The following is a 14,653-nucleotide window of genomic DNA, read 5'->3' on the forward strand; positions in this document are numbered from 1 at the left end:
TTATTTTCTTATAAGCTGTAGCTGACCTTCTTTTTTTACAAGATCGAAAGTCATGGTTTTTGATGCTTTGAAAATCTTTGTGGGAGTATCACAGAACTCAGACTTCCTAATACTATCCACTTCCATTTGTATTTGGTTCTTTTCTGTGAAATAATACTTTCCGTATACTCCTGTAAAACAATCGTTTCCACATTGCCAGGAATCATAACTATTGAAATGCTCTTCATCTGAAAAGTTTACCCCATGAAAGTTGAAAATCAAGGTAGTATCTCTTGGAGACATATAGTAGGTTTTTCCGCCATCGGGAGTAATAAGCCCTCCTTCCTTCACGATCCACTGCGTATTTTTCAGATAATTGGGAAAATCCGTTTTTTTTCTTTCCGGCTCTTTACAACTGAAGATCATTATCCACAAGGCACTCAAAAATAGGATCGTAAAATTCTTTTTTATCATTACGTTTCTATATTACTTATTCAACTATTTTATTCCCAATAATTAAATTTTGTATTTAATTTTTCAAAAGCAATTTCCTTATTAATCATTTTTTCAAGTTCATCAAAAGTCAACATACCTTCAGCTTTAAATTCACCACCATTAGACACTTTATAGGTATATTCAAAAATATCACGTGTATAAATATCTTCCAAAATTTCAACCTGTTTTGGGGCTAAATATTTCCGGTGGGTGTTTAATTGGTTTTGTAGAAGGATTTTGATTTCCTCTTCAGAATTCCCTTCAAACATAGAATATTCATCCATTTCTGTCAAAGATTCTAAAAGTTGTCTAAAGATAAAATCCTGAAGATTTTTAGCTAGAATTTCAGCATCAGAATCATGACCCAAAAAAGTAATGGGAACTTCACCATTGGTTTCCATATCCAATTGAAAAACATACAAATCCCCCGCCCCATTTTTTGCAAAAGGAACCATCCTGTATTTAGGATTGATTTCATATACTTCATGGTTAATAATCTCCCTTATTCCGTTCTGATAAACGATTGGATCCCAGATTTCGATATCGTTTCCAAACAAAAGCAAAGGTGGATTTTCTTTTAAAGCAGGAAAAACATTAGTGTACCAACCAGGTCCTTCTACACCCCAATCGAGCATTTTATCAGTATATAACTTTTTATAGAGTTCAGGATAGGTGAAATTATATTCTTTTTCTAAATCTTGTAAAGTATTCATATCTATTCTTAAACAGGTTTTTCAAATATTGTGGGGAATTCCCAAGCTATTTCGTGGCTGTCTTTTAATGTTATATCCTATTTATATTTTTATATTGCAAAAAATCCTGTGGCTGAGCCAGCCAAAATAATTCTAAAACAGTAGCTTCACTGAATAAAGGACTTCCTGATTACATTTTATTTCTTTATTACAATTTCATCGCTTCCAAAATCATTTTCCAGCCATCCATGAAATCCCATACACATTCCATCACCATCAATGGTGTTCAGTTCTTCTATTATTTCATCTTCTTTATACAGGACAATATGAGATTCTAAGGCTAAACGATAGTTTTCATTTTCTAAAGGATTAAAAATTCCGTCCATTTGCATCATCATTCCATAAATTGTATTGTCGATGGTTTTTAGATGAGCTTCACGAAGTGTTTCATCTATTTCTGTCGGGATTTTCCCAATGGCATATTTCCTAATATTTTCAAAGATAATATATCCTGCTCCATGCTGCATCCACAGTTCACGATCACGTTCATCTGATGGTGGGTTTGCTAATTCTTTTTTCATATTATTAACAGATAGGTATGTTGAGTTTCGTTTAATACTCTTCAATAAGAGCATTCCACTCCGTTAAAAGGTAATTCTCAAAACTGGGATACAATGTTGAGCTCCTGTTTTTTAAGAGCATCTCATAATTGTATATAATTCCGCAGTGAGTATCTAAAACCAAAACATCAGAAGGAAAATTAGAATTGATAACCAAAAAATTATCTGGTAATTGAAACTCCTGACGGGCATAAACAGTAGCACCATAAAGTGTACAAACATCATTACTCAATGGGTTTTCAGGTAAAATTCCATTAGTGTACAGTAAATCGGAAAATCCACCCCCTCCAAACTCCAGGAGATAGGTTTTCAAAAAGACATCAAACTTCAACTGTAAGGCATTTTCTACTTTGCTGATATTTTCTTCTGAATTAGACCCGTAAAATTTTGGTTTTTTCTCCAGTTTTTCAGCTTTTTTGATCAGTTCTTTAAATTGTTCAAGCATACTTTTTATATTAGTTTTAAGGTGCTTAGATCTTGGCAAAGAAATTAAAAGTTTGTTGAATGATAAGCTTTGGTTTTGTATCTGAAGTATCGTTGATTGGGTCTTCGTACAATTCAACTTTTATGATTTTAACACTATTCGGTATTTTGTAAATTTCATTTTTTATATAATTATACCCTTGTACATTGGCACTTTCTTTACCAGGATACTTTTTGATCTCAGCGTAATATCTCAATATAATAATAGTATTACCGGTTTGTTCTCCTTTTTCAAAACGTATTTTTCTTATCTGACGAATGGTATGCCCACCGGAACTGATATTTCCCTGTATACGAAACTGTAGCGTTTCAGCATTTTTGGTAAGCATAAAAATCATCGGATTCAGTCGATCCGCAACCTCCATACGGGTCATATAAGTATGATTTTCACCTGTTTCGGGAATTTCTTTTGTCACCCGTTGGGGTTCTGTATAAATGGGAGTCACCTGCAATTTCTCAGTATTGCTTTTACATCCCAATAATGCCAAAAGTGAAGTTAAAATCACGAAATGTTTCACCCTCTTGTCTTTAATAAATCTTCGAATTAAAGATAACGAAAGATGTTGAATCAAAATATCCCTGATAATAGTGGTTTTTTTGGCTTCAATTCGTCTGACCCTTTAATAGGTATAGGATTCATTAATGAAAGTAATATAAAAATAGAATGCAGCTAAACCTATGGCAATAATTCCAGAAATCAAAAACAAAAGAAAATAATAAAGCGGCTTCTTATTTTTCTTCCGGATAGAATTAATGATAAAAATAATGAGTGTACATAAAAACCCCGCTCCGAAAAAGAGGGTCAAAACAGTAATGAGTAATAGCCTTTCCAAATGTAAATCTACGGATGACAGCATATTTTAAATATTTAAGTTAAAATGTAATGGTTGGAAATTCGGAGCTGGAAGAAATAAGTCATGATGAACATAAGCAATAACAGTTGATCTTTAAAGGTAATTTAATCATATATTGTTAATGAATAAATTATAACCCAAAGAAACTTCCACCTTTTCTCTTCCAGCTTCCAGCAATATTTATCATTCTTTATATTCTTTTCCTGAATAAATATCAATATAATAATACATCGTTTGTCCTGAACGATCTTTAACACTCACTAAACCATCTGAATTAATAGATTTATACGCTTTTGATCCTATATTTTTTTTACTCTTATTGTCAAAAAGCATATACAAACCATCTTGCTCTTTTTGAAGCGCATAGATCTGTTTTTCGGTATCCAAAACTGAGATATCATGGTATTCAGGCCTGATCTCCCAGCTTTTTTCACCGCTATTCCACAAGCCCACGGTTCTCAATTGTTTTTCATTTTCAACACGGATCAGGTATGAATCATTCATGCCTGTATAGTAATTTATTTTTCCGAATTTCCAGTTTTTGTCAATGTATTGATCTGGTAAAATCATTTTTCTATCGGGCCACACCAGATTCCCGACCTGATCCAACACTTTAAAATCATAATTATCGATGGAATCTGCAACATTTCCTTCAGTATCAATATAAAGCCAATCATAAGCCCAAACATCATGGTCGTAATTAAAAATACCCAGTAAAAAATACGGTGAATTGGTGATGGAATACACTAAAGAAGCCTTTTTAATAAAATCAATCTGTGAAGCTGTTGCCTTTTTAATTTCTTTAGGGAATACCTTTTCATATTGTGGAAAGGGGTAAACATCGTTGGTTTTACGATCTACCAAAAGCTTAGGAACTTCCGGTTCGTAACGTTCTTTATTAACTTCTTTCAGCGTGATGGTTTCCTTCCCAAATAGGATTGAAAGTGCTTCTGTACCCTTTAGGCCGTCATGAATTGCTTTTTTTTGATTCAATCCATATATTGCAAAAGTTTCACTTGATCCTTTGATAAATCGTTTATTTTCTAACATCTCAGCAATATTATTTTCGATTTTATTGAGACGTTTTTTCTTGATTTCATAAAGAGTTCCATTCCAAAACACGTGATTTTCATCTACAGACATAAAATTGAGGTAATAATTATCTTCTAAATATGGAACATCTTCATGAAGCAAAACCTGTTGGCTTTCTAAAACACCAACCTTTATTTTATGGTAAGTCTGTTCTTTTTTGATGCCACTTCCCATAATATTCCAATCCCATTTCCATATAGGCATTTTCTTTTGGTATTCAATATCTTTCTTATACAATGTAAGTCCATTAATGACATTTAAATTGATTTCCTCAGTAGAAAAATCTAATACAATGTTTCCTCTTTCATCCACAACGGCGTATTCATTTTTTTCGTTGACAACAACAGCAAAACCTGTAGAAGTAAAAGGGGTTGCACTTTGGTATTTTTGATTATTGACAGGTTTCAAACTTATTCTATCTACGTAAACAAAGTTTCTATGTCCGATTAAAAATGGAACACTATTGGTGGTCTTCATTTTTGAAGAAGTTAAGGTAGAATTATCTTTGGGTTCCTGTGTGCAAGCCGTAACCGATGCTAAGACAAAAAGGATACTGCATACTATTGTTTTCATCTTCTGAAGTTTATTCATCAATATTAGAGAGAAGTGAAGAATACTACAATCCCGATTATCGGCTATATTTTAGAAGATACTCGTCGGAATCTCATCTACTAAGGCTGAGAATCAACAAAGGTCTTTTAAAATTCTTCAAGTCATAATTAAAATAATATTTAACTGTTATTTGTTTTATTCCCATTAACAAAAGATTTAAAGCATATTTATATATCTTTAATTAGTGATTTAATGTAAATAATTATTATATTTGCCGCGTTAAAAAATAACCTATGAAAACAAAATTAATGACTTTTTTAAGTCTTTCGATGCTATTGACCTCTTGTGCTCAGGATGAGACCCGCGATGAGATAATGCCAACTGCAAAACAAGTTGCTGTTAATGAAAATAATACCTCACGTATTGGTCTTACCAGTGTTAAATTCATCAAAGAATCCGGCCCTTTTCATCCGCAAGCACTAAACACAGAGGAGTCTCTTACGTTAGAGCACAATGGTAGTGTATATCGATTAATTATGCAGATGGATAACAATCTGGTTCTTTATAGAGAAAGACAAGGACATAGAACTGTACTATGGCATTCCAATACCCACAGGACTGATGTTGTAGGTCCAAGGCTTGTTGCACAAACCGATGGAAATCTGGTAATTTATGCTAGTAATAGTATTCCAGTTAATAGTATTCCAATCTGGAGTGCTGATACTACCGTTAACTATCATGTGGACAGTCCACACATTAAAATTCAGCTCTATTCAAGAACAGGAACTTTCATTCCTTCTGGATTCAGAATTAAAGTTATTCTTGGTGGAAATAATGAAGAAAGAAAGGATATAATTGTGGAAGATTTCTATTAATTATATAAAATACAGAGATATAAATGTTTCCCGTTTCTTATACAGAAGCGGGAAATTTATTTCTTATTTACTCTATCCCTGCAGCACAAGAAGAAATTGTCCATAAAGATTTATTGGAGTTTTTTTATCATAATTAAATTTTCCTACAATATTGGAAATCCACCATTGAATCCATATGTTTTTTTTACAAATAAACACTAAAAAGTGTTTTAAACAAAATCCACAAACCTCCATTAATACAACATTTTTTTAAAATAAAAATTCTTAAAACAGTGAATTATAATAAAGTTTCATTACATTCGCCGCGTCAAAAAATAACCTATGAAAACAAAATTAATGACTTTTTAAGTCTTTCGATGCTTCTAACATCTTGTGCTCAGGATGAAACACGTGATAATGTAATATCAAGTGAAAAAACAGTTTCTGTAAATGAAAATAAAACCTCTCGTATTGGTCTTACCACTGTTGAATTTATAAAGGAAGTATATAATCCTTCGGTATTAAATGCAGAGGAAGCAACCCTTAGAGCATGGCGACAGAAAATACCAACTTATTATGCAGCCTGATAATAACCTTGTTCTATATATGACGAGGGATGGCTACACTTCTGTATTATGGAGCTCTAACTCCTATACCACAATGGGCAGCATGTCGAAACTGATTGCACAAAACGATGGAAATATGGTTATTTATAGAAATGGAATTCCTACTTGGAATACCAATAAAACGGTTAACTTTCATGTGAATGATCCACACATGAAGCTTCAGCTTTTCTCAAGAAAAGGAACACTTATTACTCCAGGATATAGAATGAAATTTGTGCTGGGAGGAAATAACCAGAATCTTAATGATGTCTTCCAAGTAGACTTCGACTAGATAAGTTTACATATAACAAAAGAACTACAGGTATTTTTTATCTGTAGTTTTTTTATATTTTCGTTATTTTGCAGTCGTGATCCTAAAAAGCTTAGGAAACGATTCGTATAAATACATATCAACCATGAGATTGGGATATTTATCCTTTTTTTTCATAGCAACCATTATTTTTTCTCTTGGATGCTTTTATTACTTCCCTTTTTTTTCAGATGACAGTTTGATTTCATTACGGTATGCTCAACGCTTTATTGAAGGCAAAGGATTAACCTGGAATGATGGTCAACCCGTTGAAGGATACTCTAATCTGCTTTGGATTTTAGGTGTGTCTGCATTGGGAAAACTGGGAATGGATCTTATTCTCGCAGCTAGAGTTTTAGGCATTGTATGCTCATTGGGAACCATAGGAAGTATTCTTTATTATTTTAGAAATAAGAATATCCCAAAAGAATATGTTTTTCTCGGATTGGCACTGTTAGTAACTACTCCATGCTTTGCTGTCTGGGCCATTGGTGGTTTGGAACAGCCTTTATATGTGCTACTCCTGACCTTAATCTTAATTGAGGTTTCAAAGATCATTAATGATAAGAATTTTGCAACAATTTATCTTTTATCGTTTTGGTTAGGCCTGTTAGCACTTACCAGACCAGACGGATTTTTATTTACTATACTTACCGCAGGATTTCTATTGGTAAGCTGTAGAAAAAACAAAAAACAGTTCATTACCATAGGAATAGCTGTGGCTGTTATTCCATCTTTATTTTTATTGGGGCAACTTGCGTTTCGTTATAGTTTTTACGGAGAATTGGTTCCTAATACCGCTTTGGTTAAGGTAAAAGTAACTATCCATCATATTTTACGCGGAGGTTTTTATAATTTTAAAGCTTTCTTCAGTATGCTACTGTTATCTGCATTAGGCTTAATATCTCTTTATTATCTTTTAAGAAAAAAGCTTCTTTTCGGATATTATTTATTATTGTTAACGGCTTCCTGGGTGGGCTATGTGACTTTAGTTGGCGGAGATATATTTCCTGCATTCAGACATTATTATGTTGTACTGATTCTCTTTGTTTTCTCTATTATTTTTGGATTACCTTATTTCGAAAAGCTCCATTTGACCTCAAAAAAAGTAAGCTTAAGTTTTGTTTTCCTTTTAGTAATAAATGCCTTTATTCAATTCTGGATTCCCGATAACCAACGTGCAATGGATGAAAGATGGGAATTCAGGGGAATGAAACTGGGGGAAACTTTAAAGAAAACATTTCCCAACACAACATTGGTTGCCGTAACTGCAGCAGGTTGCATTCCTTACTCGTCTGAATTACCTATCGTTGATATGTTGGGGTTAAATGATTATTATATCCCAAGGCATCCGCCTAAAAATTTCGGAAACGGATCTTTAGCCCATGAATTGGGTGATGCCAATTATGTGATGAACAGAAATCCTGACCTTATTATTTTCCATATTGGAGGTGAACTCAACTTTAATATTGGCGATCAGCTGAAGGCTAATAAGGTTTTTAATAATAATTATATTAAGGTAAAAACAAAAGAAAAGGATCAGGAATATCAACTATTCTTTAATAAGTACGGGAAGAATACAGGTATTAAGAGCAATGGTAACCAATTAATTATTCCCGGATATCTGTTCCAGACTTCATCAGATAACCTCAGTGTATTTTCCGGAAATAAACTGGTAAAAGCAATGGATAAGGGGAAGTCCTATACTCTATCTATTGATGATGTTCCCTCCGGAAATTGGAAAATAGCAGGATCAGAAGAGAAAAATGTAGATTTTAATGCCAAGATTTCCATGAAAAATGGACAATTAACAATTGAAATTACTCCGCAAAACCATATGTTTTTAGAAAGTATTGTTCTGAAAAGGGAATATTGAGATTTTTTTCGTACTTTTGCAAACTATTATTCCTAATGTCTTTAGGAAACCATAAACAGATATTGATAACAAAAACAATAAAAAAGCAAAACAATGCCAAAATTAAAAACGAAATCAGGTGCTAAGAAACGTTTTGCTCTTACCGGATCTGGTAAGATCAAAAGAAAAAACGCTTACAAAAGCCACATCTTAACTAAGAAAGAAACTAAGCAGAAGAGAAATCTTACTACTACTTCTTACGTAGCTAAAGTGGACGAAAAAAGTGTTCAACGTCAATTAGCAATTAAGTAGTTTTTATAAATCTATATTCGGTTTATAAGAATTCAAAACAAATTCAAAATTTTAACCCTGAAACGGTGCAAATAAGAGTAACATCAGTTGCCGCCCTTTTCAAAAAAACAATTTAAATTATGCCAAGATCAGTAAATGCGGTAGCTTCAAGAGCTCGCAGAAAGAAAATTTTTAAGCAAGCTAAAGGTTTTTTCGGTAGAAGAAAGAACGTTTGGACTGTAGCTAAAAACGCGGTAGAAAAAGCAATGCAATATGCTTACCGTGGTAGAAAAGAGAAGAAAAGAAACTTCAGAGCACTTTGGATCACTCGTATCAACGCGGGAACTAGAGAGCACGGAATGTCTTACTCTCAATTTATGGGAGCTCTTAAAAAGAACAACATTGAGCTTAACAGAAAAGTTTTAGCAGATTTAGCAATGAATCACCCTGAAGCTTTCAAAGCTGTTGTAGATCAAGTAAAATAATGTAGAACACTATTTTTGTTATCAATATAGTCCCGGGTTTTTGCCCGGGATTTTTTTATGTAAACATATCACCTTTTTACATTCACTTAAAAGGTTAGCATCTGATATTCACCCCTTTTATCCTCGATGTAAAAAAATAAGGCCGAAATGATATTTGAATGAAAATAAAATTAATGTTAAGAGTAAACGATATTACAAGATATATCATTATGAAAAAAATAATTAAATACAAACAAACAACATTGATTAACAAAATAAAATCGCGATTAATTCTTATATTAGCAATCGAAAAATAATCCAATTGAATAAATGAAAAAAATTGCTGTTTTTTTATTCACCTCTATAGCATTGCAGAACATTGCAGCCCAGAATTTCATCCAAGCTTATAAAACCAGAGCAGATATGGTTTCGCAAACCAATATTACTACCAATCTTACTGATTTTGAAAATCTGGGAGTGAAAACCACTGGATCAACGGCCAATACCAATGCTCTTAACTGGATAAAAAATAAGTATATCTCTTATGGCTATGCCGCAAGTCAGATTGAGGAAGATCCGTTCAGTTTTGGAAATACAAATTCTAAAAACCTGGTGATTACCAAAACCGGAACAGTATATCCTGATAAATATGTAATTATTTGTGGGCACTATGATACAATTTATGGACCCGGAGTAAGTGATAATGGCAGTGGTACTTCTATTCTTTTAGAGGCAGCCAGAATATTAAAAGATGTTCCTACTGAATACTCTATTAAGTTTATTCACTTTTCCGGAGAAGAACAAGGATTGAAAGGAAGTTACCATTATGCGGATTACATTGCTTACCAAGGAAATACACGTAAATTAGACATTAAGTTAGTCCTTAATATAGATCAGGTTGGTGGTCAATTGGGAAATAACAACAATACGATTGTATGTGAAAAAGACATCAGTGGAATGTCTGGGAATAATGCTGCATCAGCTACTGCCACGCAGGAATTAGCAGTATGTACCGGACTTTATTCCCCACTTCAGACTTTTACTTCTAATGCATATAGTTCGGATTATATCCCTTTTGAGGCTAAAGGTTACACCATTACCGGTTTTTATGAATATATCAGAAGTGAAAATGAACACAGTACAGCTGACACGTTTGCCAATATAGATCCTGTTTATGTCTTCAATGTAGGTAAAGCAGCTGTGGGGGCATTACAACATTTTGCTGTAGCTATTACGGCTAATAATATTCTGGGAACGCAGGACACCAGAGTTCAAAATTCATCTGAGAATGTAAACATTTACCCTAATCCAGCCAAAAACCTTTTAACGATAGAGTTTCCGCAAAAGACTAATCAGTTCAATATTGAGATTTCCGATATGACCGGAAATATAGTGCTTCGTGCGGAGAATAAAAACAAAATAGATACTACCCCATTAAGCAATGGAGTTTACATGATCTCTATAAAAACAGATAGAAATCATATCGTTAAAAAAATAATCATTGACAAATAACCCATATATAATGATAATGAACTGACTTCAGTTCTTATGAAATATATTATTAGTCCTATACATCATACAATGAAAAAAATCACCTCCTTTCTGTTGATTGCTATAGCCTCCCATACGACGAGTGCGCAAAGTTTTATTCAGGCCTATCAAAACAGAGCGGATGCTGTTTCTCAAACGGATATTATCACCAATCTGCAGGAATTTGCCAGTTGGGGAGTTAAAAAAACAGGGACTCAGGCCAACGTAAATGCACTGACTTGGCTTAAAAACAAATATCTTTCTTATGGCTATACAGCCAGTCAAATGACTGAGGATACATTTCCTTATTCTAATACTACTTCAAAAAATTTAATCATAACCAAAACAGGAACAGTCTATCCTAATAAATATGTTATTATTTGTGGACATTTTGATACTATTACGGGTCCGGGGGTGAATGATAATGGAAGCGGAACTTCTATTATTTTAGAAGCGGCAAGAATTTTAAGAACAATTCCTACAGAATATTCTATTAAATTTATTCATTTCTCAGGTGAAGAACAAGGGCTTTTAGGCAGCTATCATTATGTGGATAATGTTGTTTATCAAGGAAACAATCGTGTTCTGGATGTTAAAATGGTTTTCAATCTGGATCAGGTTGGTGGTGTGATGGGAAATATCAATAATACAGTGTACTGTGATGAAGATCAAGGCGGACTTCCCGGTAATAATGCTGCTTCTGCTGCTATAACTCAGGAGCTAAGGAATTGCACTTCTTTGTACTCAACACTTCAGACAGCTGTTGACCCCGCAGAAGATACGGATTATATACCTTTTGAAGAAAGAGGCGAAATTATTACAGGTTTTTTTGAGAGAATCAGAAGTTCTTTTCCACATACAGTTAATGACACTTTCGCCAATACTGACCCAGAATACATTTATAAAATCGGAAAAGCATCTGTGGGAGCATTACAACACTTTGCAGTCGCTTCTACACAAACTTTAGGAACCCAGGAACCTGTTTCAAAAAATACTCTAGAATCCATCAAGATTTACCCTAATCCTGCAAAGGATTTTATCAACATTGAATTTCCTGATTCTAAGACAAAGAATTTTAGTTTTGAAATCACTGATTTTGAAGGGCATTCCTTACTTAAAACAGTTAATGAGAAAAAAGTGAATATCTCAAGCCTTGAAAATGGAGCTTATGTTGGAATTGTAAAGAGAGGTGATCAGACTGTAGTAAGAAAGTTGATTATAGCTAAATAAAGCATTTCCTCAAAAAAATATTTAAATAGTAAACCCCTTTGAATTATTTCAGAAGGGGTTTTGGTTGATATAGTGGTAATATAGCCCTCTTCCCCTATTTTAAGATGAAATTTTATGGTATTCATAATATTATAAACACTTTGTTGTGATTTATTTACTACATTCGCAATACCAATTAAAAATTAATTATATGAAAAGAATTACCACTCTTTTATGCACTTCATTGATTTTGCAGAGCATTAGTGCTCAAACTTTTATCCAGGCTTATAAAGACAGGGCTGATATGGTAACCCAAACTAACATTACAACGAATCTTCAGGATTTCGGTAATTTTGGAATTAAAAAGACCGGAACCCAAGCTAATACGAATGCTTTAAACTGGATTAAAAACAAATATCTTTCTTATGGATATACTGCCAGCCAAATTACGGAAAGCCCCTTCACCTATGGTTCAGCAATCTCAAAAAACCTGATTATTACGAAAACCGGAACCCTTTATCCTAACAAGTATGTAATTATTTGCGGGCATTTTGATACCATTAACGGACCTGGGGTTAATGATAATGGCAGTGGTACTTCTATCATTCTTGAAGCTGCGAGAATATTACAAAATGTACCAACAGAGTATTCTATTAAGTTTATTCACTTTTCCGGAGAAGAACAAGGGTTAATTGGGAGCTCACATTATGTTAATAATGTAGTCTATCAAAATGGGGTCCGTAAACTGGATATTAAACTGGTTTTTAATCTTGACCAGGTAGGTGGTGTAAAAGGAAATAATAATAACACGGTGTACTGTGATGAAGATCAGGGAGGTCTTTCGAGCAATAATTCGGCTTCAGCTGCAGTAACGCAACAACTCAGAAACTGCACGGCTTTGTATTCTCCGCTTCAAACCGCTGTAGACCCGGCAGCTGATACTGATTATATTCCCTTTGAGCAGAAAGGTGAAATCATCACCGGCTTTTTTGAAAGAATAAGAAGCAGTTTCCCCCATAGCTCCAAGGATACTTTTGCGAATGTAGATCCTGTATATGTCTATAATATCGGGAAGGCCACTGTGGGAGCTTTACAACATTTTGCGACTGCTTCTACCACTTTAACCATGAATAAGACAGCATCACAAAACGGATTGGAAAATGTGAGGTTCTACCCTAACCCGGCTAATAATATCTTAAATATTGAATTACCAAATAAACCAGCAAATTTCAGTTTTGAAATCACCAATGTATCAGGAAGAACACTATTGAAAGTCAATAATGAAACAAAAATTAACGTTTCTACCCTGGAAAGAGGAGTTTATATAGGAATTTTAAAAGTGGGAGATCAGACGGTTGTTAAGAATATTTTGATTGAAAGATAAAACTATGTTTATAAAATGATAATAGACTAGAAAACAATAAACCACTACAAACGTAGTGGTTTTAAAATTTATCTGCGCAAAAATCTTTGACTTTGAGCAGTAGGCAGACAGCATGTCTTGCTCTCGTTGATGCTTTTCTTAAACAAACTAAGAATTTTATAAAATAACAAAGCTTATGTCTACCAATCTTGCCTTAGTGCTATCCCAAAGGAGAAGCAAAATATTAGAAAGACAAACAATAAACCATTTAAAATAAAGTTTAGCAACTTATTATTGTATTTATAAATCATATAAAAGTTAATTGCCAATAGAGCTATCACCAAAGGGGTAAATTCTAAAAAATAATCATATTGAGAATATAATAAAAGTACGGTATAAATTACTGAAATAATTAAAATTATTTTTGTGATTGTTTTCATCATTTTCTTTCTAAAATCTACAGCTTCAAGACCTTCTAATTCTCTTGCATCAACAACCCTATTTTCAGAAAAGTTATAATGGGATTGATAAGCATATTTTTCAGAAAGAAGATCTATATTAAAGAAACGACCTACATCCGGCATATAATTTCTCCAATTAAATGAGTAAAAACCTGTCTCTTGTAACTCTTGTCCTTGATACTTATAATTATTATACGTATTCCCACCAAAATTACAAATTTATTTTACCACTTTTCTTTCCCCATTTTTGGTACATTTGAAATTCATATACTTGTTCTAAACTGTAATTTGAAGTTTCAGAAATTGCTTTTTTTGTTTTAAGATTTAAAACTGAAAAACCGTCTTTAAATATCTCATTACCGTTTGCGAATTTTTTTTCTATTACAGACATACAAGGCAATCCAAGTGAATCATGAGGTGGTATAGAAATTGGGTTTAGAGCTTCAAAATTAATTTCAAAAGTATCTTTTTCGTAAATATGCTTATAATTTTTTTGAATATCTCTCAAAGAAACTTTGATTGTATCATCTGTAGAGTTTCCAAAAATTAAAAACGTTTCAACATTTTTGATTTTGGTGCTATCATTAATAGGATCATCACATATTAAATTTTGAAAAGAACTAATAGGATTGCTATATAGTTTCTGATGTTTTTCACATGAAATCAAAACAAAAATCAAAATTAATATAAAATAAGTACTAATTTTTAGGTCCATATGTTTTATAATTATATTGTGCCCCTGCTGGTGCGAGCGTCCCGCTCGTATCATCATAAATATACTATTTTTAATAACAAGAAGCCACCGAAAACGGGAGCTTCTTGAAATGTTTTTTGTTGGTCACGAGCCAGAGGCTCGCGCCAGCCTTTAGATTTGCATAATTATAAATTACTTAGTTTTATAAAAAACAACCAGACCAACAAAGTGCACCTTCGCGCCAGCAAAG

Annotated in this window: 17 protein-coding genes; 9 read left to right on the top strand and 8 right to left on the bottom strand. The window is 33.1% G+C overall.

The annotated features are described in order from the left end of the window. The 6 genes from EG344_RS22695 to EG344_RS22730 form a co-directional block, all read right to left on the bottom strand. Complete coding sequence (locus EG344_RS22695; protein WP_123911557.1) at positions 1-453, bottom strand: hypothetical protein; 453 nt, start codon at positions 451-453, stop codon at positions 1-3. 29 nt (positions 454-482) lie between these two features. Further along, positions 483-1,187, bottom strand: coding sequence for an SMI1/KNR4 family protein (locus EG344_RS22700; protein ID WP_123911558.1), 705 nt, complete (start codon positions 1,185-1,187; stop codon positions 483-485). A gap of 176 nt (positions 1,188-1,363) precedes the next feature. Next, on the bottom strand, positions 1,364-1,747 hold the full coding sequence (locus EG344_RS22710; protein ID WP_123911559.1) for a hypothetical protein: 384 nt from the start codon (positions 1,745-1,747) through the stop codon (positions 1,364-1,366). 31 nt (positions 1,748-1,778) lie between these two features. After that, positions 1,779-2,231 (bottom strand): SMI1/KNR4 family protein, encoded by a 453-nt coding sequence (locus EG344_RS22715; protein ID WP_123911560.1) that lies wholly within the window; start codon positions 2,229-2,231, stop codon positions 1,779-1,781. A gap of 25 nt (positions 2,232-2,256) precedes the next feature. Further along, the gene (locus EG344_RS22720; RefSeq protein ID WP_228412804.1) at positions 2,257-2,787 is read right to left on the bottom strand and encodes a hypothetical protein; all 531 of its coding nucleotides are present in this window, start codon (positions 2,785-2,787) and stop codon (positions 2,257-2,259) included. A gap of 519 nt (positions 2,788-3,306) precedes the next feature. After that, positions 3,307-4,788 carry a hypothetical protein gene (locus EG344_RS22730; protein ID WP_123911562.1) on the bottom strand — a complete coding sequence of 494 codons (1,482 nt, stop codon included), beginning with the start codon at positions 4,786-4,788 and terminating at the stop codon, positions 3,307-3,309. A gap of 272 nt (positions 4,789-5,060) precedes the next feature. Here EG344_RS22730 and EG344_RS22735 point away from each other — a divergent pair, with 272 nt between their 5' ends. From EG344_RS22735 to EG344_RS22770, 9 genes are all read left to right on the top strand, one after another. Then, positions 5,061-5,642, top strand: a complete 582-nt coding sequence (locus EG344_RS22735; RefSeq protein WP_123911563.1) for a hypothetical protein — start codon at positions 5,061-5,063, stop codon at positions 5,640-5,642. Between the two features lie 356 nt (positions 5,643-5,998). After that, positions 5,999-6,208 carry a hypothetical protein gene (locus EG344_RS24105; RefSeq protein ID WP_164464491.1) on the top strand — a complete coding sequence of 70 codons (210 nt, stop codon included), beginning with the start codon at positions 5,999-6,001 and terminating at the stop codon, positions 6,206-6,208. Beyond that, entirely contained in the window at positions 6,198-6,518 is a 321-nt protein-coding gene (locus EG344_RS22740) for a hypothetical protein (RefSeq protein WP_164464492.1), read from the top strand. Before EG344_RS24105 ends, EG344_RS22740 begins: the two co-directional genes overlap by 11 nt. Before the next feature lie 124 nt (positions 6,519-6,642). Next, positions 6,643-8,412, top strand: a complete 1,770-nt coding sequence (locus tag EG344_RS22745; protein WP_123911565.1) for a glycosyltransferase family 39 protein — start codon at positions 6,643-6,645, stop codon at positions 8,410-8,412. A gap of 93 nt (positions 8,413-8,505) precedes the next feature. Beyond that, positions 8,506-8,703, top strand: a complete 198-nt coding sequence (gene rpmI / locus EG344_RS22750) for a 50S ribosomal protein L35 (RefSeq protein ID WP_002979658.1) — start codon at positions 8,506-8,508, stop codon at positions 8,701-8,703. Between the two features lie 119 nt (positions 8,704-8,822). Beyond that, positions 8,823-9,167 (top strand): 50S ribosomal protein L20, encoded by a 345-nt coding sequence (rplT, locus tag EG344_RS22755; protein WP_034694451.1) that lies wholly within the window; start codon positions 8,823-8,825, stop codon positions 9,165-9,167. Between the two features lie 309 nt (positions 9,168-9,476). Further along, a complete protein-coding gene (locus tag EG344_RS22760) occupies positions 9,477-10,658 on the top strand; it encodes a M20/M25/M40 family metallo-hydrolase (protein WP_123911566.1) in 1,182 nt (393 codons plus the stop codon). A gap of 69 nt (positions 10,659-10,727) precedes the next feature. Further along, entirely contained in the window at positions 10,728-11,906 is a 1,179-nt protein-coding gene (locus EG344_RS22765; RefSeq protein WP_123911567.1) for a M28 family peptidase, read from the top strand. Between the two features lie 190 nt (positions 11,907-12,096). Next, positions 12,097-13,269, top strand: a complete 1,173-nt coding sequence (locus tag EG344_RS22770; protein ID WP_123911568.1) for a M28 family peptidase — start codon at positions 12,097-12,099, stop codon at positions 13,267-13,269. A 179-nt stretch (positions 13,270-13,448) separates the two neighbouring features. Here EG344_RS22770 and EG344_RS22775 read toward each other — a convergent pair whose 3' ends face one another. Together EG344_RS22775 and EG344_RS22780 are read right to left on the bottom strand one after the other, a co-directional pair. Next, complete coding sequence (locus EG344_RS22775; protein ID WP_123911569.1) at positions 13,449-13,928, bottom strand: RHS repeat-associated core domain-containing protein; 480 nt, start codon at positions 13,926-13,928, stop codon at positions 13,449-13,451. Next, complete coding sequence (locus tag EG344_RS22780; protein ID WP_123911570.1) at positions 13,921-14,424, bottom strand: hypothetical protein; 504 nt, start codon at positions 14,422-14,424, stop codon at positions 13,921-13,923. Before EG344_RS22780 ends, EG344_RS22775 begins: the two co-directional genes overlap by 8 nt. Positions 14,425-14,653 lie beyond the last annotated feature (229 nt).

Origin of the sequence: Chryseobacterium sp. G0162 (assembly GCF_003815715.1) — a bacterium.
In the GTDB taxonomy this organism is placed as follows: domain Bacteria; phylum Bacteroidota; class Bacteroidia; order Flavobacteriales; family Weeksellaceae; genus Chryseobacterium.